Annotated in this window: 20 protein-coding genes; 14 read left to right on the top strand and 6 right to left on the bottom strand. The window is 52.8% G+C overall.

Annotated elements, in window-relative coordinates:
* Nucleotides 1-86: 86 nt before the first annotated feature.
* Nucleotides 87-1,073: a TRAP transporter substrate-binding protein gene (locus WG929_RS06375; protein ID WP_369854511.1), complete on the bottom strand. Its 987-nt coding sequence runs from the start codon at nucleotides 1,071-1,073 to the stop codon at nucleotides 87-89.
* 389 nt (nucleotides 1,074-1,462) lie between these two features.
* Between WG929_RS06375 and WG929_RS06370 the strand changes: the two genes are divergently transcribed.
* The 5 genes from WG929_RS06370 (at nucleotide 1,463) to WG929_RS06350 (ending at nucleotide 6,980) form a co-directional block, all read left to right on the top strand.
* Nucleotides 1,463-3,325: a sensor histidine kinase gene (locus WG929_RS06370; protein ID WP_416205361.1), complete on the top strand. Its 1,863-nt coding sequence runs from the start codon at nucleotides 1,463-1,465 to the stop codon at nucleotides 3,323-3,325.
* A complete protein-coding gene (locus tag WG929_RS06365; RefSeq protein WP_416205360.1) occupies nucleotides 3,322-4,677 on the top strand; it encodes a sigma-54-dependent transcriptional regulator in 1,356 nt (451 codons plus the stop codon). Before WG929_RS06370 ends, WG929_RS06365 begins: the two co-directional genes overlap by 4 nt.
* A 199-nt stretch (nucleotides 4,678-4,876) precedes the next feature.
* On the top strand, nucleotides 4,877-5,047 hold the full coding sequence (locus WG929_RS06360; RefSeq protein ID WP_369854509.1) for a hypothetical protein: 171 nt from the start codon (nucleotides 4,877-4,879) through the stop codon (nucleotides 5,045-5,047).
* Nucleotides 5,048-5,058: 11 nt separating this feature from the next.
* Nucleotides 5,059-5,592: a TRAP transporter small permease gene (locus tag WG929_RS06355; RefSeq protein ID WP_416205359.1), complete on the top strand. Its 534-nt coding sequence runs from the start codon at nucleotides 5,059-5,061 to the stop codon at nucleotides 5,590-5,592.
* Nucleotides 5,592-6,980, top strand: coding sequence for a TRAP transporter large permease (locus tag WG929_RS06350; protein ID WP_416205358.1), 1,389 nt, complete (start codon nucleotides 5,592-5,594; stop codon nucleotides 6,978-6,980). Before WG929_RS06355 ends, WG929_RS06350 begins: the two co-directional genes overlap by 1 nt.
* 167 nt (nucleotides 6,981-7,147) lie before the next feature.
* On the opposite strand, the gene WG929_RS06345 is transcribed toward WG929_RS06350, so the two are convergent.
* Entirely contained in the window at nucleotides 7,148-8,008 is an 861-nt protein-coding gene (locus tag WG929_RS06345; RefSeq protein ID WP_416205357.1) for a hypothetical protein, read from the bottom strand.
* Between the two features lie 330 nt (nucleotides 8,009-8,338).
* Between WG929_RS06345 and WG929_RS06340 the strand changes: the two genes are divergently transcribed.
* Nucleotides 8,339-8,836 carry a TIGR00645 family protein gene (locus tag WG929_RS06340; protein WP_435873313.1) on the top strand — a complete coding sequence of 166 codons (498 nt, stop codon included), beginning with the start codon at nucleotides 8,339-8,341 and terminating at the stop codon, nucleotides 8,834-8,836.
* Nucleotides 8,837-8,921: 85 nt separating this feature from the next.
* The gene (locus WG929_RS06335; protein ID WP_416205356.1) at nucleotides 8,922-9,548 is read left to right on the top strand and encodes a MarC family protein; all 627 of its coding nucleotides are present in this window, start codon (nucleotides 8,922-8,924) and stop codon (nucleotides 9,546-9,548) included.
* Nucleotides 9,549-9,565: 17 nt separating this feature from the next.
* On the opposite strand, the gene WG929_RS06330 is transcribed toward WG929_RS06335, so the two are convergent.
* On the bottom strand, nucleotides 9,566-9,775 hold the full coding sequence (locus tag WG929_RS06330) for a hypothetical protein (RefSeq protein WP_369854505.1): 210 nt from the start codon (nucleotides 9,773-9,775) through the stop codon (nucleotides 9,566-9,568).
* An 18-nt stretch (nucleotides 9,776-9,793) separates the two neighbouring features.
* On the bottom strand, nucleotides 9,794-10,996 hold the full coding sequence (locus WG929_RS06325; RefSeq protein WP_416205355.1) for a GNAT family N-acetyltransferase: 1,203 nt from the start codon (nucleotides 10,994-10,996) through the stop codon (nucleotides 9,794-9,796).
* A gap of 470 nt (nucleotides 10,997-11,466) precedes the next feature.
* On the opposite strand from WG929_RS06325, the gene WG929_RS06320 reads away from it, so the two are divergent.
* Nucleotides 11,467-11,925: an HIT domain-containing protein gene (locus WG929_RS06320; RefSeq protein WP_369854503.1), complete on the top strand. Its 459-nt coding sequence runs from the start codon at nucleotides 11,467-11,469 to the stop codon at nucleotides 11,923-11,925.
* A gap of 12 nt (nucleotides 11,926-11,937) precedes the next feature.
* The gene (locus WG929_RS06315) at nucleotides 11,938-12,732 is read left to right on the top strand and encodes a hydroxyacylglutathione hydrolase C-terminal domain-containing protein (RefSeq protein WP_416205354.1); all 795 of its coding nucleotides are present in this window, start codon (nucleotides 11,938-11,940) and stop codon (nucleotides 12,730-12,732) included.
* Nucleotides 12,733-12,748: 16 nt separating this feature from the next.
* Here the strand turns inward: WG929_RS06315 and WG929_RS06310 are convergent, their stop codons facing one another.
* Entirely contained in the window at nucleotides 12,749-13,441 is a 693-nt protein-coding gene (locus WG929_RS06310) for a uracil-DNA glycosylase family protein (RefSeq protein ID WP_416205353.1), read from the bottom strand.
* 175 nt (nucleotides 13,442-13,616) lie between these two features.
* Here WG929_RS06310 and aspS point away from each other — a divergent pair, with 175 nt between their 5' ends.
* From aspS to WG929_RS06285, 5 genes are all read left to right on the top strand, one after another.
* Nucleotides 13,617-15,398 carry an aspartate--tRNA ligase gene (gene aspS, locus WG929_RS06305; RefSeq protein WP_416205352.1) on the top strand — a complete coding sequence of 594 codons (1,782 nt, stop codon included), beginning with the start codon at nucleotides 13,617-13,619 and terminating at the stop codon, nucleotides 15,396-15,398.
* Between the two features lie 180 nt (nucleotides 15,399-15,578).
* Nucleotides 15,579-16,961, top strand: coding sequence for an Lcl C-terminal domain-containing protein (locus tag WG929_RS06300; protein ID WP_416205351.1), 1,383 nt, complete (start codon nucleotides 15,579-15,581; stop codon nucleotides 16,959-16,961).
* Nucleotides 16,954-17,478: an Lcl C-terminal domain-containing protein gene (locus WG929_RS06295; protein WP_416205350.1), complete on the top strand. Its 525-nt coding sequence runs from the start codon at nucleotides 16,954-16,956 to the stop codon at nucleotides 17,476-17,478. Before WG929_RS06300 ends, WG929_RS06295 begins: the two co-directional genes overlap by 8 nt.
* A 37-nt stretch (nucleotides 17,479-17,515) precedes the next feature.
* Entirely contained in the window at nucleotides 17,516-19,285 is a 1,770-nt protein-coding gene (locus WG929_RS06290; RefSeq protein WP_416205349.1) for a PKD domain-containing protein, read from the top strand.
* A 2-nt stretch (nucleotides 19,286-19,287) separates the two neighbouring features.
* Nucleotides 19,288-19,833 (top strand): Lcl C-terminal domain-containing protein, encoded by a 546-nt coding sequence (locus WG929_RS06285; RefSeq protein ID WP_416205348.1) that lies wholly within the window; start codon nucleotides 19,288-19,290, stop codon nucleotides 19,831-19,833.
* A gap of 127 nt (nucleotides 19,834-19,960) precedes the next feature.
* Here the strand turns inward: WG929_RS06285 and acnB are convergent, their stop codons facing one another.
* Nucleotides 19,961-22,564, bottom strand: a complete 2,604-nt coding sequence (acnB, locus tag WG929_RS06280; RefSeq protein WP_416205347.1) for a bifunctional aconitate hydratase 2/2-methylisocitrate dehydratase — start codon at nucleotides 22,562-22,564, stop codon at nucleotides 19,961-19,963.
* Nucleotides 22,565-22,659: the final 95 nt, after the last annotated feature.

Genomic DNA, 22,659 nt, shown 5'->3' with positions numbered 1-22,659 from the left:
GTCTTCGTTTTGATGGCTGTACCTAGCCCCTGGTCTTGAACGTTCAAGACCAGCAGGGGCTTTGGAGGAGAAAAAGCGGGGGAGAATTACGGGTTGTTGGCTTCCAGGGCGGCGCCAATCAGATCTGGACCAATTTCGTCGGCAAACATTTTCCAGACGGGTTTCATGGCGTTAACCCATTGCTGGCGTTCTGCTTCGGTGATGGTCAGTATTTCGGTTTTGCCGGAGTCGATAATTTTCTGGCGGTCTTCTGCACCCTTTTTCAGGGCGATACGGTTACCGTGGGCAATGGCTTCGTCCATCGCGGTTTTCAGCTTGGTGCGAACGTCATCTGGCAGGCCGTACCAGAACTCGGCAGAAGTCACGACCATGTAATCCAGTACGCCATGGTTGGTTTCGGTGGCGTATTTCTGCACTTCAAAGAATTTTTTCGAATAGGTGTTGGACCAGGTATTTTCCTGACCATCAATCGCTTTGGTTTGCAGCAGGGTAAATACTTCCGAGAATGGTTTTTTCAGCGGGATTGCCTGTACGGCTTCAAACTGTGCCTGCAAAACGTCGGAGGTCATGATGCGGTACTTCTTGCCGGAAATATCTGCAGGAACGCGAATCGGGGAGTTGTCGGTCAGTTGCTTCATGCCGTTGTGCAGGTAACCGAGGCCAACCAGCAATTTACTTTCCATGGATTTCAGCAATTTCTGGCCTTCCGGGCCTTGTTGAAAACGGTCGACGGCTTCGATGTCCTTGAACAGGAATGGCAGGTCGAACAGTTGCAGCTGGTCGGTGTACTTCTGGAACTTGGACAGCGCTGGGGCGGCCAATTCAACGTCACCGAGCTGCATGGCCTGCAACACGGTAGAGTCGGTGAACAGCTGGGAATTAGGGTATACCTTGACGTCGATCTGGCCGGGCAAAGCGGCTTCTGCGAGTTCTTTGAACTTCAGCGCCATCTGGCCTTTGGGGGTGTTTTCGGCGACGACGTGGGAAAACTTGATTTCGATGGGCTTGGCAGCAGCCTGGTTAAATGTCAGCAGGCTGGCGCAAGCCAGCACAGTTGCGACTAAGGTTTTCATGGTCGATCCTCACTCTTAATTTTTATTGGCGGTGCTGAATGCTCTGGAATATCGGTGTGTCCAGGACGAATTCTTCAGACGACTGGTAATTAGCAACCCGTATGCCAATCTTGAAAATGGCTGCGATCATCTGCACGCTGGAGGCTGTCGTCGACGCTCAAACAGGTTGTGGGTATGGCCTGATTAAAGACGAAAACACCGCTGTTGCCGGGGTTCGAAAGGAAAGTCAGTCTGTTTCCTGAGACCTTGGGTCGAGCGGGATGAGTGGCTCGGATAGTAGCGTTGGGTACGGCAGGTAATTTGCTACAAAGAATGGCTGGTATGATTTCTTTATTTTAAAAGGGTGGTCTTATGCGCATGAGATATCGTCAATGGGGGGAGATACACCCATGAGTATGGTCACTGATTCCCAGACAACGGGAATTCAGCCAACGGTGGCGGATTTGGAAGCGCACCGCTCCGTTGCGCTGTCGTTGACCTTGTTGCTACTGGGGTGGCTGGTGGGCATGGTATTGGTGGTTGCCACCGTTTGGCAGTTGCAGGAAGACGAAGCGCTACAGGAGTTGGCGCAGGAGGCCAAGGTTATGGCGGATAGTGTCAGTAGCCATTTGCAGCAGTATCGGGGGATTGCAGATGCGGTATCCGACTTGCGTACCTTGCGGGAGGTGCTGGGCGCTCCGACGTCCGACGGGCTGGGTAAGCTGAATCGTTTCCTGCAACAGACCAATCGCAGCCTCGGCAGCGATACTCTTTTTGTGCTTAACCCGGCAGGTATTGTGGTGGGGGCCAGCAACTACGCCAGCAAGAACAGTTTTGTTGGCCATAACTTTGCTTTCCGGCCTTATTTTCAGCAGGCGGTATTGGGTGAAAGTGCCGGTTATTATGCGGTGGGGTTGATTTCCCAAGGTCGAGGCTATTATTTCTCTGCCCCGATTCTGGATGATGGCAAGGTGCTGGGTGTGGCGGTGGTGAAAATATTGCTGGAACCTGTCTTTGAGCGACTGGCTGCCAGGCAGCATGATTTTCTTCTGATTGGCTATGATTCGGTTATTTTTGCCGCTTCAAACCAGGATTGGCAGCTGCGCAGTCTGAATCGTTTGCCCGAGAGCCAGCGTGTGGCTATCCGGCAGTCACATCGTTATGGCAATTCCTCTCTTGCGCCGATGGCGACCAGTCCCGAGAGTGATCAGAATCTGTTTGATGATGCGTATATTCAGCTGGTATCTGGTGGTGTGATCCAGCGCTATCTGGTCGGGCGAGCCTTGGTACGGGAGGCGGGCTGGCATTTGTTTGCGGTCATGCCACGGATGGAATTGCTGCGACGTACGCTGCAGTTCAGCATCTATTTTTCGCTGGTGTACGGACTGCTGGTGTTGTTCTGGCTGTATTGGCGCAAGCGGTCGGAGGTTCAGCGCCATGTGAATAGCATGAATCTGGAGCTGGAGCGCCGGGTCGCCGGTCTGACCTCGGAATTGACGGAATCCAATGCTGAGCTGAAACAGCTGGTGGCTCACTATCAGCGTACCCAGAGCGAACTGGAAACCACCCAGAACCAGTTGATCCAGACCGCCAAGCTAGCGGTGCTGGGTGAGCTGTCGGCCGGAATCAACCATGAACTTAACCAGCCACTGTTGGCACTGCAAACCTACGCCGAAAACAGCCAGAAATTGCTGGCTCGTGAACGCTTCACTCTGGTGGCCGATAACCTGCGTGAGATCCTCCAGATTACTGGCTCCATGCATGCCATTGTGTCGCGCTTCAAGGTTTTTGCCCGTCGCTCGCCTCCCGACCCGCGCCCGGTCGATGTGAACGAAATCATCAATGCTGCCTTGATGATTATGAAACCGTTACTCAAAAAAGCCGGTGTCGGAATTGAGGTGGAATTACCCCCAAGCGGGCAAATGATTCTCTGTGAGCCGGTGCAGATACAGCAGGTGTTGATCAATTTGCTGACCAATGCATCGGAAGCGATGGAGGGCGTCGTTGATGCCAGCGTGCGGGTGCAGGTAGAGGATGGTGATGATCAAATCCGGATTCTGGTTATCGACAATGGCCCAGGGATTGCTAAAGAGCTGCAAAGCACAATCTTTGAACCCTTCTTTACCACCAAGCGTAAAGGATTGGGGATAGGGCTGGCGTTATCGCGCCGGATTCTGGAAACCTTGTCGGGCAGTTTGACTGCGGAATCGGGTGTGAATGGCGGAACGGTCTTTGTGATGACATTGCGCAAATATAGGGGAGTGGACGAATGATCGAAGTGTTGGTCGTTGACGATGAAGAAGGGGTGCGCAAGGCACTGGCACAAACACTGGAGATCGAAGGCTTTGCCGTGATCACCGCCGCCAATGGCCAGGAGGCTCTGGCGCAGGTATCGGGAGACTGGTCTGGTGTGGTGATCACCGACATCAATATGCCGGTGATGGATGGCATGGAGCTGATGCGTGCAATCCGTCTGATTGATGCCGATATGCCAGTGATCCTGCTCACCGGTCATGGCGATGTTTCGATTGCTGTCGATGCAATGCGGCAGGGTGCTTACGATTTTCTGGAAAAACCTTTTTCAACCGATCATTTGCTGGAAACCGTACAGCGCGCCCATGAAAAACGTTTGCTGACACTGGAAAACCGCCAGTTGCGTCAAGAGGTCGAAGTCCAGTCGCGACCCGGCCCTCGGATTATCGGTCATCACCCTGATATGAAAAAATTACGGGATACCCTGAATCATATTAAAGATACCCCGGCGGATGTGCTGATCAATGGCGATACTGGCTGCGGCAAGGAGCTGGTCGCCCGTTATCTGCATAGCCACAGCAAACGCAGCGACAAGGCATTTGTGGCGATTAACTGCGGTGCAATCCCGGAAAATCTGATCGAAAGCGAGTTGTTTGGCCATGAAGCAGGGGCATTTACCGGAGCGGGTAAAAAACGGATCGGCAAGTTTCAGTATGCCAACGGCGGTACATTATTGCTTGATGAAATTGAAAGTATGCCGATGGTGTTGCAGATCAAAATGCTGCGCGTACTGGAGGAACGCAAAGTGGAGCCACTGGGTGGCAATCAGCAAATCGACCTCAATGTTCGCGTGGTCGCTGCGACCAAGGTGGATCTGAAGGCGATGAGTGACCGGGGAGCGTTTCGTCTCGACCTGTATTACCGTCTGAATATGGTTCAGGTGCATATTCCGCCGTTGCGGGATCGACGTGAAGATGTGCCGGTGTTGTTTGAGCATTTTGTCTGGGCGGCTGCCAATCGTTACGGTTCGGAAGTGAATGCGTTGAGCGCCGGACAACGGCAACAGTTACTGGCCCATGATTGGCCGGGTAACGTGCGTGAGTTGCGTAATCTGGCGGAATGTTTTGTCTTGCTGGGCGGCGAGCGGGCGTTCGATAGTTTGCTGAAGTCGGGTGGTGGTGCCGGGCGAATATCGCTGGCGGAACAGGTCAGCCGCTATGAAGAAATGCTGTTGCGAGAAGTATTGGCCCGCCATCAGGGAAGACTGAAAGAGGCTCAGGAAGAAATGGGGCTGGGGCGCAAGACCTTGTACGAAAAAATGAAAAAATTTGATCTGGACAAGGAAATGTTCAAACAGACAGGGGATGACTGACCCCCAAATGGAGGATTTGAATGGGGGTTGATCCCCCCATTTTTTTGCAAGGATCCATCCTGATCGAGACGATTTTGCTGTTCTGCTGGCGACTAATAATAAAAAACAGTCACTAGATCGAGCCGAATAATGCGGTTGGCTCACCCGCCAGGTTAACTTCCAGAGCTGCATGCAATCCGCAGGATACAGGGTTTCCGCCATGTACAGCCTGGTTGCGGTTGTTTTCCCCTGGCGCTGGTTGTTGTTTCAGCCAGAGCTGCCTTTGTCAGGTGTCACTCCTTTTTTGTTTATTGGCACAGCACTTGCTGATGCCGGGAAGATGTTCATATCGTTCGAATTTCCCGCTGGCCATCCTGGCCGAAAACAATAAAAGGAGAGCAGATGATGAAGTTTATCAATCGTCTGGAAGATATCTTGATCGGCCTGTTGCTGGTCTCTATCACCTTGCTGGTGTTTGCTGAAGTGGTTATGCGCTTTGGTTTTAATACCGGTATTCACTGGGCGCAAGAAGCGACGTTGCTAATGTCGGCCTGGATGGTGCTGCTGGGTGCTGCCTGGGCAGTACGGGAACGTTCCCATATTTGTGTTGATGCGCTGTTGGAACAATTGTCTGCCAATACCCGTAAATGGGTAGTGCTGTTCGCCATTGCGGTGGCGCTGCTTTACTGCGGTCTGTTTATCAAGAGCTCCTGGGTGTACGTCGCCAAATTACACCTGATTGGGATCGAGCTGGAAGATATTCCTGTTCCCAAGTGGACGGTGGTATCCGGCTTGTTGGTCGGTTTCGGCTCACTGACCCTGCGGCTGATTGAACTGGCGGTGGCGGTCTGGAAAGGCGAGGCCAACGGTTTTCATGAACATCGGGAATCGCTGTTACACGATGATGGCTGCGATGAAGCCGGGGAGAAAGTGTAATGGTGGCGTTAACGCTGTTCCTGTTGCTGTTTGTCTGTATGGCGCTGGGGTTGCCGATTGCGGTGGCGCTGGGTTTCTCATCCATGACTGCGATTCTGTTTTTCACCAATGACTCCATGGCGTCGATTGCGCTGAAGCTGTTTGAGTCGGTGTCAGAACATTACACCCTGCTGGCGATTCCGTTTTTTATCTTGTCGTCATCGTTTTTGTCGTCGGGCGGTGTTGCTCGCCGTTTGATTGATTTTGCGACGGCATCGATTGGCCATGTGCGTGGCGGATTGGCGATGGCCTCGGTTTTGGCTTGTATGCTGTTTGCGGCGGTGTCTGGTTCGTCTCCGGCAACAGTGGCAGCGGTAGGCTCGATTGTGCTGGTCGGTATGGTGCGGGCCGGTTATCCGTTGTCGTTTGCTGCCGGTGCCATTTCCACTGCGGGGACGCTGGGTATTCTGATTCCGCCGTCGATCGTCATGCTGGTGTATTCAGCGGCGACCGAGGTGTCGGCGTCTCGTATGTTTATGGCCGGGTTTGTGCCAGGTATTCTGATTGGTCTGATTCTGATGGTGACTATTTATATTGTTGCCCGGCGCAAGAATTTGCCCGCCGAGCCATTCGCCGGATTCCGTACCATTCTGAAATCGGCCTGGAGCGCGTCCGGTGGCCTGATGCTGATTATTCTGGTGTTGGGGTCGATTTATGCGGGTGTGGCGTCACCGACCGAAGCGGCGGCAGTCGCGGCGGTATACGGTTTCCTGGTGGCAATCTGGGGCTATCGTGATATCGGTCCGTTAAAAGATCAGCCCTGGCACCGCGAAGGTGAAAATACCCTGATCATGCTGGCGCGTAATCTTGTGCTGTTGCCAGTGGGCATCGTACGGTCGGTATATCACCCGGAAGTGGGTGGCATTGTCCGCGATGCGGCACGGGTTTCGATTACCTTGCTGTTTATTATTGCCAACGCGATGCTGTTTGCTCATGTGTTGACGTCTGAGCAGATTCCACATCATTTGGCTGCCACGATTACGGAATGGGGTCTGCCAGCCTGGGGTTTCCTGATTGTGATGAACATCTTGTTGCTGATGGCGGGTAACTTTATGGAGCCGTCTGCCATTCTGTTGATCATGGCACCGATTCTTTTGCCGATTGCGCTGCAACTGGGGATCGATCCCGTTCACCTCGGCATCATCATGGTGGTGAATATGGAGCTGGGGATGCTGACGCCGCCGGTGGGGTTGAATCTGTTTGTCACGGCGGGGATTACGGGCAAGTCGATTGGTTGGGCAATCAAGGCCTGTGCGCCCTGGTTGCTGCTGATGCTGGTTTGTCTGATCGCGATTACCTTTATTCCGGAAATCAGCCTGTGGTTGCCCAACTACCTGGATGGTCTCTAACGCCAGAGAGTGGGTGTGTTGCCGGGTGGTGGCCCCTCCCCGGCAACGCCTCTTTTATTGATGCTCTATGATTTGCAACAGCGACTTTTGCTCGGCTCTGCCGGGCTTTTTTATTCAGCTACCAGACAGAGCAAGAAGGCTGAAGATGGCTGGTAGCTGAATGGTCTTTACAGCATAAAGCTGAACGTACCGGATTCGGTTTGATGGCAGCTGTCATTGTTTCCGCCAATGGTGGTGACGGTATCGGCTTCCATGCTGTAAGTGGCGGAGACGATGGCGTTGTCGTCATTGCGCTCCAGCTCGGCATCCAGGTTGCCGTCACTATCGTATAGATAAACGATGCCGTTGATGGTCTGCTGGTACTCTTCGTCAATTGCGATGGTGACGCTGTCGCCATCCAGACTCATGCTATGGCTGTCGGACCCGGGCCAGCGCATGGTGGCTTCATCAAAGTTGATGATAAACAGATCACTGTAGCTGCCATCGCTAGTGCCGGAGTCGCAGGTCAGGGTGTAGTTGCTGGAACTCAGGGCCAGATAGTCATTGTCATCAAGGGACATCAGAGCCCGGCTTGGTTCGGCGACGGTCAGGGTGTAGCTGCCAGTGATGATAGCCTCAATTTCAATGACATAGTCGCTGTTGGCACTGACGTCAATCAGGATGGCTTCGGTGGATGTAATGTAGCTGGAATTATCAATCAGCTCGCCATCGGCGTATACCAGCAGATCCAGATCGGAGTCGGTCGAGCCATCCAGCAGTATCATCACCCAGCCATCGGCTGCTGCGGTGTAGGTATAGAGGTCGGTTTCATCGGTGCTGCTGAGGTTGCCTTCGACGTATTGGTTAATGCTCAGGCTGTCGCTGCCCTCGGTCAGTGTGACACTGGTATCGCTTAATAGGGGGGAGACTTGGTATTCGGTGTTGGGGTTTGAGTCTGAGTCGTCGTCACTACCACAACCGATTAATGATATGGACAGCGCCAGTGTGGTCAGGCTTGTGGTGATGAGGGAAGGTTTGCTACCGGTCATGTGGTCGTCTCCTTATGAGGCGTGTTGAATTATGGATACGCTAACTACAACGGAGATGTTACTAATCGGTTGACAAAACGATGGCTGCTTGGGGAATCCCGGCCTGCTATCTGGTGAGGCAGGGGGTGCTGGCCAGTACGGCGTTGTCTTTTGGTTGTTAATAATTGGCCTGGAAATTGCCGAGAAATTTTGGCGGAGAAGTTGATTGTGGTAATGTCCTTCCTCTAGGCACTGCCAACCCTGCGTTTCTTTGCAGGGAGCCGAGCCAGGTATCGCTATTGGAGCGCACTGTCTGTTATGGGCCTTGCATAACACAAAGGAGTTAATACCGTGATTGAGCAGATGTTTGAACGGCTGGTGTATGCGTCGCGCTGGATTTTGGCGCCTATTTATCTGGGCCTGAGCCTGGCTCTGGTGGCGCTGGGTATCAAGTTCTTTGGCGAGCTAGTGCACCTGCTGCCGCATATTCTTGACGTCAGTGAAACCGATATGGTGCTGGTTGTTTTGTCGCTGATCGATATGGCGCTGGTGGGTGGGCTGATTGTGATGGTGATGTTTTCCGGCTATGAAAATTTTGTCTCGCGGATGGATTTGGGAGAAAACACCGAAAAGCTCGATTGGCTGGGCAAAATGGATACTGGCTCACTCAAAAACAAGGTGGCGGCATCGATCGTGGCTATTTCGTCAATCCATCTGCTCAAAGTGTTTATGAATGCCGACAATGTCAGTAATGATAAATTGCTCTGGTACGTGGTGATCCACCTGACCTTTGTGTCGTCGGCGGTTGCGATGGGATTGTTGGACAAGGTTACTCGCAAGGCTCATTAACAAACGCCGGAAGCGCCGGTTTTTGCTGTTGCCCTGTTGCGGCTTTCTATGGTCTTGACGCCCCCTATACGTTTTCTGGAATTTTATGAACGAGTGGATCAAGCAGTTCGTGTTTTTATGGGCGGTAATTGACCCTATTGGCACCATTCCGGTGTTTCTTGCCGTCACGGCATCGCTGAAAGATCCGGTGATGATTCGGCGTATCGCCTATAAAGCAACCGCAATTGCAGCGCTGGTGTTATTGTTTTTTGTGCTGGTCGGTGAGTTGCTGCTGGATGCCATGGGAATTCCGCTGGAGGCGTTTCAGATTTCTGGTGGATTGGTGTTGTTCCTGTTTGCACTGACGATGATCTTTGGTGAAAGCAAACCGGAAGAAGAAATCGGTATGGTGGCTCGAGGTATGCAGACGGCGGTTTTTCCGTTGGCGATCCCGTCCATTGCGTCGCCGGGTGCGATGATGGCAGCGGTATTGTTAACCGATAATCACCGTTTTTCCATCATTCATCAGGCGGCGACCAGTCTGGTGATTCTGTCTGTGTTAGTGGTGACGCTGATGTTTATGTTACTTGCCAGCCGGATTCAGAAAGTGATTGGTGAAGGCGGTGCCAGTGTGATCAGCCGGGTAATGGGGCTGATTCTCGCTGCGGTAGCGGTTAACTCTGTACTAACGGGCATTCAGATCTATTTTGGTCTTGGTAATGCCGTGCCCTGAGAGGTTGCTGATACAGATCAGCCCTGATGAATATAGGGTTCAATGGCTGCCGGATCGGCGAGGTGATCAAGATCCGGTGTGCGTTCAGCGCGCAGAGCAACCCAGGCGGCTACGTCTTCACGCCATTCCTCCATGGGCCTCAAGCGGGGCGCTGCCAGCAGTTTGGCCTCGGTTCCCTTGTTGGTAAAAACCAGAATGTGCTCAACTTTGTAGGCTTGCAGGCTCATGGCGGGTAGTGCTCGTTGTCAGGGCTGTGGCAGGGGCGCGGAAGTGTGCGGTGTTGCGGGCAGATCGTCAAAGGCATTTTCCCGGAACGGCAGTAACGTGGCCGCTTGCTGCTGGTAGTTCAATATCTGGGGTATTTCCTGTTCGATAAAGTCGGCGACGGCGGCCTGGAAATCCGGGTGTTGCAACTGGTGGATGCTGGAGGTGATGACCGGTTCAAAACCTCGACTGATCTTGTGTTCGCCCTGGGTGCCTGGATCAAAATGATCCAACCCATGCTCGAGGCAAAACTCGATTCCCTGATAGTAGCAGGCCTCAAAGTGGAGACCGTCGACTTCTTCCTTGCAACCCCAATAACGGCCGTACAGGGTATGGTCATCAAAAAAGTACAGGGCGCTGGCCAGGTGTTGTTCGTTGTGGCTGGCCTCGACCAGCATCATTTGCTGGTTCATCGTCGCTGCCAGCTGCAAGAAGAAGGTGTTGTTCAGATAGCCTTGTTGTCCGCGTTTCAGGTAGGTCAGTTGGTAGCACTGATAAAACCGTTTTATAACGTCGGCCGTCAGCTGTTCTCCTGTCAGGCGGCGAATATGGATGTTCATATCCCGCACGCGCTGCCGTTCTTTGCGCACGCTTTTGCGTTTGCGGCTGGTGAAAAATTCCAGAAAGTGCTCAAAATTGGTGTAGTTGCGATTAAACCAGTGAAATTGGCAGGCCTGCCTCAGCAGGTATCCCTGTTGTTCGGTTAATGTTTTCAGCTCGGCAAGATCGCTGCTGTTGGGGAAGTTCAGGTGCCAGCCGGAAGCTTGTTGATCGCGACAGTGTTGCTGCAGGGCTTCGATGGCGTCTTGCCAGGGTGCCGGGTTTGTAGCGTTGTGATAGAGCAGGCGTGGGCCGGTAGCCGGTGTAAACGGCGCGGCGCACAAGAGTTTGGGGTAATAACGGAAACCATGACGTTGGTAGGCGTCGGCCCAGCCCCAGTCAAAGACGTACTCACCATAGCTGTGATGTTTGCGGAACAACGGCAGAATCCAATCCGGGCGGTTGCTGGCGTCCCGGTGTAGCAGGTATTCAGGATGCCAGCCAGAGTCGCCGCCCATGCAGCCACTGTCTTCGAGCGCTTGCAGAAACGGGTAGCTCAGAAATGGGTAGCGCTCTGGCAGCAGGGTTTGCCAGTCCTGTTCTGCGATGTCGGCTATCTGCGTTATAACCTGAAATGTCGCCATAAATCAGTGACCTGAATGTGGAGTTTGCCTACTATGAGGGTAAATCGTATGAAGATAAACGTTTGCCCTGTAAGCATGCAAACCGGCAGCACGGGCATATTGTTCGCTAGCAGCCTGTCGGACTTAGGCGTTCGTCGCGAGGGAAAGACTGGTTTGAGCGATGTTTGCGCAAATTTGAGGCGAATAGTGGTTCTATATTAACTTAGCAATAGTTTGCTCAAAAAAGAGCCAGACTCAGCTTTTCCGCAGTAGAACAGCCCTAAGCCCGACAGACTCCCAGGGAGCGTCCTCAATGATTAAACTGGGCCTGCTGAGCGCCCGTTGGTTTCAGAACAAGGCATGAGGAGCGGGGTTTAGCGAGCTCAACAAGTGACGAAATTGAGAACGCCCCCTGGTGCTGACACATGTCCAGATGGGTGCTGATCGAATAAGAGTAAGATGCATCTATCTGTGACCAAGGAGAGAGTATTATGTTTTCCCTCGATAGCCGACTTCAAGCCGACACGGTATTTGTCGGGCGCTTGCCATTATGTCAAGTGCTGCTGATGAACGACAGCCGTTACCCTTGGGTGATTCTGGTGCCCCTGCGCAAAGATGCCAGAGAGTATTTTCATTTGTCGGTTGCCGATCAGACCCAGATGATGCTGGAATCTGCCTGGGTTGCGGAAAAACTGGCTGATCATTACTCCGCCAAATCGATGAATGTGGCTGCGTTGGGTAATGTGGTGCCACAGTTACATGTTCATCATGTAGTTCGCAAGGAAGGGGATCCGGCCTGGCCTGGCCCGGTTTGGGGTCATAGCCCGGCGGTTCCTTATGATGTCGATGCGCTGGAGCAACGGGTACACGAATTGAAGGGGTTGTTATCCAGCCATTTTATCGAAGACATGGATGGCGACGATGATATTGAAAACAACATCTACTGGTAAGGGAGCGCTTTTATGATCGTGCTGCGACGTTACATGAATAACAATCTGCGTAATTTCAATTATCTGATTGGGTGCGAAGAGAGCCGTCAGGCGATTGCGGTGGACCCGCTCGGTGCCGATGAGATGCTCGCACTGGCAGAAGAACAGGGCTATGAGATCAAACTGATCCTCAACACCCATGAACACCATGATCACATCGATGGTAATCCCCGTGTACAGGAGGTGACGGGTGCTGATATCTGGGCGCATAAAAACGCTGCTGAGCGTATTCCGAATGTTGCCCGTGGTTTGGTAGCCGGTGATGTGGTTGAGCTGGGGACTATTCGATTGACGGTGTTGTATACACCGGGTCACACCATGGCGCACTTATGCCTGTTAAGTGAAGACGGTGGCCCGGATGGCCAGCCGGTGCTGTTTTCTGGCGACACCCTGTTTAACGCCTGTGCTGGTAACTGCCGTAACGGTGGTGATCCGGATACCTTGTACGATACTTTTGTCTCGCAATTTCAGCCGTTGCCAGACGATACCCTGATGCACCCCGGCCATGATTATATGAAAAATAACCTCAGCTTTGCGCTCACTCGCGAGCCTGGCAACGACATGATCCAGTACTGGCTGGATCAGGTGTCGGCGTTTGACGCGGATGAGATGCCGGTGATGACGCTGGGGCAAGAGCGTACCTACAACCCGTTCTTGCGCTTGCACCAGCCACTGATTCGAGAGCGCCTGAAAGACGCATTTCCGGCGCTGGGTGACGGTGATCGTGATGTTTTCAAGGCGCTGCGGACGTTGCGTGATCAGTGGTAGTTTTGAAGCTGGTCGTTTATATGGCCGTAGTCCGATGCAGTGGCTGGCTGCCATTGGCGGCGTTTATTACATGCCGTAATGCTGGCACTACTTCTGCTTCAAACCAGGGGTTTTTCTTCAGCCAAAGCTGATTGCGGGGTGATGGGTGCGGTAGTACAAAAAACGGTTTTGGTACGTCTCGCCAGTGTCTGATCCGATCAGTCAGGGTCGGGTGCTGTTGCAGAAACTCCTTCGGCAAATAGTAGTTCTGGGCGTATTGACCGATCAGCAATATATGCTGCAGTTGTGGCAGCTGTCCCAGCAGCGCTGAATGCCACAAGGGTGCACACTCTGGCCTTGGCGGCAAATCACCACTTTTCCCCTTGCCGGGGTAGCACAACCCCATCGGAATAATGGCAATCTCGGCTTCGTTGTAGAACTGCTCTGGTGTCAGCTGTAACCACTCGCGCAGGCGCTTGCCACTGGCATCATCCCAGGGAATTCCGCTGGCCTGTACTTTGGTGCCCGGTGCCTGACCAATAACCAGCAACCGGGCACTGTGGCTGGCGCGAACAACGGGCCTGGGTGGAAAGGGCAGCTGTGCCGCACAACAAGTACATTGCCTGATGCGCTGCAAGAGCAGATCCAGCGAGTGTGTTTGCGACATGGTGTCGGTGGTTATGGTGGTTGCCGTGTGGAGCGGTTGCTTTGAGTCTGTGGTGTTGGTCATGTCAGCTCCTTACATGAATGATCTCCTTACCATAGCCGTAGTATTTTGCGGTGAGCAAGAGGGTGGGAGTGTCGGCTGGTTTGAATTCCGCTATAATGCCTGCCTTTTAAAATTTGTACGTCGTTGATTCGATACGTCAGCGCCGTGACACTCACATGTTATGCAGGACCATACGATGCGCACTCACTATTGTGGTGATATCAACGAAAGCTTGATCGACCAAACCGTTACTTTCTGTGGCTGGGTTCATCGTCGCCGTGACCACGGTGGCGTTATCTTCCTGGATGTACGTGACCGTGAAGGTCTGGTTCAGGTGGTCTTCGACCCGGATACCGTTGACGCTTTTAATACCGCTGACAGTGTGCGTTCTGAGTACGTGTTGCAAATTACCGGCCGTGTTCGTGGACGCCCGGATGGCACCACCAATGCCAATATGAAAACCGGTATGATTGAAGTATTGGGTAAGGATGTGGTCGTGCTGAACAAGGCTCAGACACCGCCATTCCCGCTCGATGGTTACACCGATGTGGGTGAAGATATTCGCCTGAAATACCGTTACATGGACATGCGTCGGCCGGAAATGCAAGACAAGCTGCGGTTCCGTTCCAAGGTCACTTCCGGTGTGCGCCGTTATCTGGATGATGCCGGTTTCCTGGATATTGAAACGCCGATTCTGACCCGTGCGACCCCGGAAGGTGCGCGTGATTATCTGGTGCCCAGCCGAACGCACGAAGGCGCTTTTTTCGCCTTGCCACAGTCACCACAGCTGTTCAAGCAGTTGCTGATGGTGTCGGGTTTCGACCGTTATTACCAGATCGCCAAGTGCTTCCGTGATGAAGACCTGCGTGCTGATCGTCAGCCGGAATTTACCCAGATCGATATCGAAGCGTCGTTCATCGACGAAGACACCATCATGGGTCTGACTCAGGACATGATCAAAGGCATCTTCCAGAAAGAATTGGGCGTTGACCTGGGTGACTTCCCTCGTATGCCGTATGCCGAAGCGATGAACAAGTACGGCTCCGACAAGCCGGATATGCGTATTCCAATGGCAATCGTTGATGTGGCGGAATTCCTGCAAAACATCGAATTCAAGGTGTTTGCGGCGCCTGCCAAGGATCCACATGGTCGTGTTGCGGCCTTGAAAGTACCTGGTGGTGCCGAGCTGTCTCGCAAGCAGATCGACGAATACACCAAGTTTGTCAGTATCTACGGTGCCAAAGGTCTGGCGTGGATCAAGGTCAACGATATCGAGAAAGGCGTTGAAGGCCTGCAGTCGCCGATCATTAAATTCATCGGCGACGACAACACCATGAAAATCATGGCGAAACTGGAAGCCAAAAACGGCGATATCGTCTTCTTTGGTGCTGATAAAACCAAGGTGGTTAACGAAGCACTGGGTGCACTGCGTTGCAAGCTGGGTGAAGATCTGAATATGTATACCAGCGAGTGGGCGGCATTGTGGGTGGTCGACTTCCCGATGTTTGAAGCCAATGACGACGGCTCGATTTCAGCCTTGCACCATCCGTTTACCGCCCCAAGTTGTTCCGCTGAAGAACTGGAAGCCAAGCCTCTGGAAGCCCTGTCCCGTGCCTATGATATGGTGCTGAACGGCTGTGAGCTGGGCGGTGGTTCCATTCGTATTCATGATCAGTCGATGCAGCATGCGGTATTCCGTGCCCTGGGTATCAGTGAAGAAGAACAGCAAGAAAAGTTTGGCTTCCTGCTCGATGCGCTGAAGTTTGGTGCTCCACCGCACGGTGGTCTGGCCTTTGGTCTGGATCGTCTGATTATGTTGATGACTGGTGCAAACTCCATTCGTGAAGTGATTGCCTTCCCGAAAACCCAGTCAGCGGCCTGTGTCATGACCAAGGCACCAGGCGAGGTGAGCAACGCCCAGTTGCGCGATTTGCATATCAAGCTGCGCGAAAAGCCAAAGGCTGAATCAGCGAGTTAAGTGATTGCTGTGCCATGATAAACGGGAGCCGGTAAGCTCCCGTTTTTTTTGGATAGATTGAATATCCTTATATTGCGGCCACGGGTATATTTATATTTATGTCAGGCATTGCCTGTCTGGTCGAATTCTATGAAATAGTCGTTATAATTCGAGCCTTCCTCGCCACCTCAGGTGTGTATTTTGCTGCTGCGTGCTCTCGCTCTGTTTGGTTGCTTCTCTTTGCTTACTGGTTGCGGCGCTTCCAATGGCGATACGAATACGGCTCCCTCGCTCTCGGTGGTTTCCACGATCGCCGTTGCCGGTGGCGCAGAGGTCACCTTGAGGAGCACTGCCAGTGATGTAGATGGCTCGATTGAGGGGTATCTCTGGGAGCAAGTGTCTGGCGAGGTCGTAGAGGTTGAGGGGGCAGCGACCGATACACTGACCTTTGAAGCACCTGTTGGACTGGACGGGTATGAGCTGGTGTTTCGTATCGCGGCAACGGATAACCAGGGCGGCAGTTCCAGCGCGAAGGTGACGGTGATTGTGGCGGCAGGAATAGCAGCCCCGACCAGTTTCAAGGTCAGATCCCCGGTTAATGCCAGTGGGGTTGTACTCGATTGGGATGCCATCAGTTTACCGGATGGTGCTGATGGAGAGATTACTTACTCTGTGTATTACGCCCGCCAAACGTTTAATGCCATCAGTTCGCTGATTTATTACGAATCACTGGATGGTGCTGGCGTTGAAAGTGGAATCACCACGACCAGCTATCAGATGAATTTTACTAACGGTCAGAAATATTTCTTTTTGCTTGTGGCAACTTACACCAGCGACACCCTGGTCGCAGAAAGTCAGCCCACCGCAGAAGTAGCAAGGGTGATCGGCAAGGCTTTTACTTATACCAGTCCGTTGAATGACACGACGGTCAGCCAGTGTGTGGATCTTGACGGCAACTGGGCTGATTGTCCGGTGACGGGGCTGATCGGGCAGGATGCAGAGTCGGGACGTACCGCAGCGGCAGCGGCGGGCAGTCTCAATAAAACGGGCGTCGGCCTGGGGGGCTTTGACTGGACCTTGCTGGATGCTGACGGTACGGTGTTGTCGCCCGGTAGCGAACAGGCGGATTGTATTCGTGACAATGTCAGCGGATTGGTGGTGGAGCTGAAAAACTCAGCAACTTCCCTACGTAATCCGGTGCATCAGTTCAGCTGGTATCTGGCCGATGAAACGACTAACGGTGGATATTCTGGGCTGGAAGCGGGGCCGGAATGTGTCGCTGGTGTCTGCAATACCGCTGCTTATGCGATGGCTCTTAATCGGCGAACCCTCTGTGGCGAGAGCAGCTGGCGCTTGCCAGTGGTGTCGGAATTACGCTCGATTTCAGATATTGCCGGGGCTTGTCTGCTGGATGGAGGTGGTTGTAAGTTGGCTCTGGATTATTACTACTGGACGTCGACGACCCGCGCCGATGCTCCGGATCAGGCCTGGATGGTTAATTTGTATGGTAAAACGGATACCTCATATGACAAGCAAGCAACTGCTCGGGTGATCATGGTCAGTGATGGGGATTCTGATGAATAAAGATTGGCTGAAATCACTGGTGACAGCGTGGCTCGGGTACTGGCTATTCAGTAGCTCGGCGGTTGCTGCGCAACAATGTCTGGACACCGTGCCAGATACCACCAATGAGCGTTTTGAAACACAGTTGGATGGCTCTCTCTATGAGCCACAGCTAGGGCTGCTCTGGTTTTCTTGTCTGTATGGCCAGCAGTGGAAAGATGGGGAATGTGCTGGCACGGCCAAGCGCCTGTCGCTGGCGGCGGCCTATGGCTATGCCGATGAGGTTGTGCTGGCGGGTTACTCGGGCTGGCGCTTGCCCAATATCAATGAGCTGCAGAGCCTGGTGGAGTGGCAATGTGTCAACCCGGCTGTTAATACTGATTATTTTCCTGAAATAACCAGCGGATATTTTTGGAGTGCATCCGCCAGAAATAATCACAATGATCAGCCAACGATCCTGATGGTGGATTTTTATAATGGTCGGGTACGAGACGCGTTGTATCTCAAGGGATATCTGTTGTTAGTGAGGGATATGTGATGACTTGTACTTCGCTTTTAATTCATGGAAAGCTGAAATGAAGAACGTTAAAACCGAAGTTGGCATGCTGAGACGGGTTCTGGTGTTTATGCTATTAACGGCGTTGGCTGGTTGTGGGGCACAAAGCGGCCCTGATGCGACTGGCTCCTCAGCAACGGATGGCTCTGGCACTGATACTGACAGTGGGGATACCGATACGGTTGATCCTGACAATGTTGCTCCGGTCGCAAGTGCCGGACTTGACCAGTCCGTGTACGAAGGGGCAACGGTTCTGTTACCAGGATCGGGTATCGACGAAGACGGTACGGTGGTGTTGTATGAATGGGCCCAGTTGAGCGGCACTGAAGCAGCGATTGTTAACCCAAATTCAGCCAATACGTCGGTGATTATCCCCGGTCTGACCGTGGCAGAAAACATGGTGTTCAGCCTGACGGTGACGGACAACGCTGGCGCCAGTGATACCGATACGGTGACTCTGTATGTGTATGTTGAGTACGACGAGAGCGGAAATCTGAAACCTGTTGTTGATGCTGGCAGTGATCAGGAGGTTCATGTCGGGCAAACGGTTTACCTGAATGGGTCAGCCTCCGATCTGGATGGCAATGTTGTGTCTTTTCAATGGGTTCGGCAACAAGGCCCAGCGATTGATCTGTCTGACGCGACTGAGGCAGAGGCTACCTTTACCGCGCCGGATGTGGCAGAAGACACGGATATTGTTCTGGTACTGTTGGCAACGGATGAACAAGGCGCAACCGGTTCTGATGAAATGGTTATTACCCTGTTTGCCGATCTCGCAGTCCCTGACAATCTAGCGGTGAGTGTTGACAGTTCCGAAGTGACGCTAACTTGGGATGAGGTGGCGTCAGCGGCATCCTATAACGTTTATTATGCGCGCGAGACGATCCCGGTATCGGATGTGGCCAATTACAACAGTTATCTGGGGGGCATGCTGGAAACTGACGTGATCACAAACCGTTTTGTTCTGAGTTCCACCGATGATGCCATCCGAACCTACTACTTCAGGGTGTCTGCGGTGCGTGGTGAGTACGAAAGTGATCCGAGTGACGAGGCGGTTGCGACCAGTACGATTGCTGTAACCATTGGTGCGACAGGCAAAAGTAATGATACGGGTCTGACTGCCTGTTATTCGGCCACTGCCGAGACGGTTTGCCCAAATACGAACTTTGGTGGTCAAGATGCAGATTATGGCAGGGATGCTGATGCCAGCCTGGTTAAAGAAGGGTCGGGTAAGGCTGGATTTGATTTTATCAAACTCGACTCGGAGGGCATCGCGCTGGCGGCAGCTGCCGAGGAATGGTCGTGTGTTCTGGATGTGAATACCGGGCTGTTATGGGAAGTAAAAGATGCTTCGGGCTCTGGCACAGAAAGGGATAGTAATTCGTATTTTACCTGGTACAGCACCGATACTTCGATAAATGGCGGCGCTGATGGTGTGGGTACAGAAAGCGGTGGAGGGGGGTGTAATCTGGACGGTGAGTGCAATACCGCTGCTTATGTAGACTATATGAATTCTATCGCTTTGTGTGGTTATAGCGCCTGGCGTTTACCCTCGGTTTATGAGTTGTCTTCGATCATCGATCATTCAGTCACAGCGCCTTCGATTGATGAGGATTATTTTCCCAATACGCTGTATGCCCGTGTTTATTGGACATCTGATGTTTATGGTGGAGAAAGTTGGGCGGCCTGGGCGGTTGATTTTAATGAAGGGGTGGTGAGCGGTACGGATACCAGTGGCTCGCAGCTGGCTAAAAGCAAATCCTTTTTTGTGCGTCTTGTAGGGGGGTGAATATGGTCATAAAACCGATTCTGTGGTCGCTGGTGCTTGGTGTTGGTGTTATATCCGGGATCTGTCATGCCGCGAGCCAGGCTTGTGTGCCAGGAGCTGTCTTGTATACGCCATCGAGTGATTTTGTACAGCATGGCGACACGGTGACGCATACACCCACTGGGTTGATGTGGCGGCGATGTCCAATCGATTATGACTGGAATGCAACGGCTAAATCATGCGACCTTGATGAATCAACGGATCGTAAAAGCTATTACACTTGGTCTCTGGCATTGGCAGCGGCTGAAAACCTGATTCTGGCTGGATACAATGACTGGCGCTTACCTAATATCACAGAACTGAGAACGATTGTGGAGCGGCGTTGTACTGCATTTGCGATTAATGTTGGTATATTCCCGACCAGTTATAATAACTCTACCTACTGGAGCTCGACGACCAGCAGTTTTCAGGTTGATGCCGCCCGAATTATAACGTTTGCTCAAGGGACGGAAAGGACATACGATAAATCGGAGAGTCTGCAGTTTATGGTTGTGCGGGATGCAGACTAAGAGACGTTGTTTGTTATCAGGTATTTGAGGTGCCAATAAAAAACCCGACGTTTAAACGTCGGGTTTTTTATTGCTGTCGATTTTTATCTCGCTAGCAGCACCGGCAAGGCCAGTACTGCTGACGGGGTTACTTGTCGGAAGCGATAACGGCGGTAGCCGCTTTCTTGGTGTACTCGTCCATCTTGTCGAAGTTCAGGTACTTGTAGATTTCACCAGACATACTATCCAGCTTGTTGGCGTATTCCATGTATTCTGCGGTGGTTGGCAGTTTACCCAGAATAGCCCCAACGGATGCCAGTTCGGCAGAGGTCAGGTAGACGTTGGCACCATCGCCCAGACGGTTCGGGAAGTTACGGGTAGATGTCGACAATACGGTAACACCGGATGCTACACGCGCCTGGTTACCCATACACAAAGAACAACCTGGCATTTCAGTACGGACACCAGAAGTACCGAAGATATTGAAGTAACCTTCTTCCATCAGCTGGGCTTCGTCCATTTTGGTTGGTGGAGACATCCAGAAACGGGTGCTCAGACCACCTTTGTGGTTAGCCAACAGTTTACCGGCTGCGCGGAAGTGACCAATGTTGGTCATGCAGGAACCAACGAAGACTTCGTCTACTTTTACGCCAGCAACGTCAGACAGTGTCTTGGCATCGTCCGGGTCGTTCGGGCAGCAGACGATAGGCTCTTTGATATCAGCCAGATCGATTTCGATGATATGGGCATATTCAGCATCTTTGTCGGCACGCATCAGCTTGGGATCGGCCAGCCATGCTTCCATTGCCTGAGCACGACGCTCCAGAGTACGTGGATCACCGTAGCCTTCAGAGATCATCCAGCGCAGCATGACGATGTTAGAACGCAGATATTCAGCGATGGATTCTTCTGACAGAGTGACCGTACAACCGGCGGCAGAACGTTCAGCAGAAGCATCTGATAATTCAAATGCTTGCTCAGCCGTCAGGTGCTCGAGACCTTCGATTTCCAGAATACGACCGGAGAATTCGTTGATCTTGCCTTTTTTCTCAACCGTCAGGATGCCTTGCTTGATACCGTACAACGGAATGGCGTGAACCAGGTCGCGCAGGGTAATACCAGGCTGCATCTTACCTTTGAAGCGCACCAGTACAGATTCAGGCATATCCAGTGGCATAACACCCGTCGCAGCGGCGAAGGCAACCAGACCAGAGCCGGCAGGGAAGGAGATACCCATTGGGAAACGGGTGTGTGAATCACCACCGGTACCCACGGTATCAGGCAGCAACATGCGGTTCAGCCAGGAGTGGATGATACCGTCGCCCGGACGCAGCGCCACACCACCACGGGTCTGGATAAAGTCAGGCATGGTGTGCTGCATTTCCACGTCAACCGGCTTTGGATACGCTGCCGTGTGACAGAAGGACTGCATCACCAGATCTGCCTGGAAGCCGAGGCAGGCCAGGTCTTTCAGTTCGTCACGGGTCATCGGACCAGTAGTGTCCTGAGAGCCGACCGTGGTCATCTTGGGTTCGCAATAGGTGCCTGGACGAACGCCTTGTCCTTCTTCCAGACCGCAAGCTTTGCCGACCATTTTCTGCGCCAGGGTAAAGCCTTTGGTGCCAGCCTCGGGGTCAACCGGCAGACGGAACAGATCGGTTGCGCCAAGACCCAGGGCGGTACGAGCTTTGGTGGTCAGTCCGCGGCCGATGATCAGCGGAATGCGGCCGCCAGCCTGGACTTCATCCAGAATGACTTCAGATTTGAAACCGAATTCGGAGATGACATCACCGGCTTCGTTGAAGATTTTACCTTCATATGGGCGGATATCGATCACGTCGCCCATGTTCATATTGTCGACCGGAGCTTCAAATACCAATGCGCCGGCATCTTCCATGGTGTTGAAGAAGATAGGGGCCACTTTGGAACCGATACAGACACCGCCACCACGTTTGTTCGGTACACCAGGAAGGTCATCACCGAAGAACCACAATACCGAGTTAGTGGCAGACTTACGGGAAGAACCGGTACCCACCACGTCACCAACGAAAGCAACCGGCAGACCTTTGGCTTTGATCGCGTCGATCTGAGACATCGGGCCAGTGACACCGTGCTCTTCAGGCTCTAAGCCGTCGCGGGTCATCTTGTACGCAGCACGGGCATGCAGTGGGATATCCGGGCGTGACCAGGCATCCGGGGCCGGTGACAGGTCGTCGGTGTTGGTTTCGCCAGTCACCTTGAATACGGTCATTTTGATGGATTCAGCAACCTTGTTGCGGTTGGTAAACCATTCAGCATTGGCCCAGGACTCCATCACTTCTTTCGCGATCGCATTGCCAGCGTTCATTTTGTCCTGAACGTCGTTGAAGGCGTCAAACATCAGCAGGGTGTGCTTTAGTTCTTTCGCGGCCAGAGGTGCCAGTTCAGCGTTATCCAGCTGTTCAACCAATGTCGCGATGTTGTAGCCACCCTGCATCATACCCAGCAGTTGAATCGCTTTTTCTTTGGATATGAGTGGAGAAGTCGCTTCATCTTTCAGAATGGCAGTCAGGAACGCTGCTTTTACGTAGGCTGCTTCATCCACACCCGGAGGGATACGGTTTTCCAGCAGGTCAACCAGAGTGGTTTCTTCGCCAGCGGGTGGAGTTTTCAGCAACTCGACCAGAGCAGCTGTCTGTTCAGCATTCAGAGGCTTGGGTGGAATTCCCAGCTCTGCTCGCTCGGCAACGTGAGCACGATAAGCTTCTAACACGGTGTTTTCCTCATCTCTATGAATCTTCAGATTCACCCGGGTTCCCCTTTTGAGGGTGCCGGCAACCTTCAGATTGTGTTGTTCCATTGGGAATG

This window comes from Oceanobacter antarcticus (genome assembly GCF_044962685.1).
Lineage (GTDB): Bacteria > Pseudomonadota > Gammaproteobacteria > Pseudomonadales > Oceanobacteraceae > Oceanobacter > Oceanobacter antarcticus.
The sequence above is the reverse complement of the archived record's forward strand: the minus strand, read 5'-3'. Positions and strand labels throughout refer to the sequence as shown.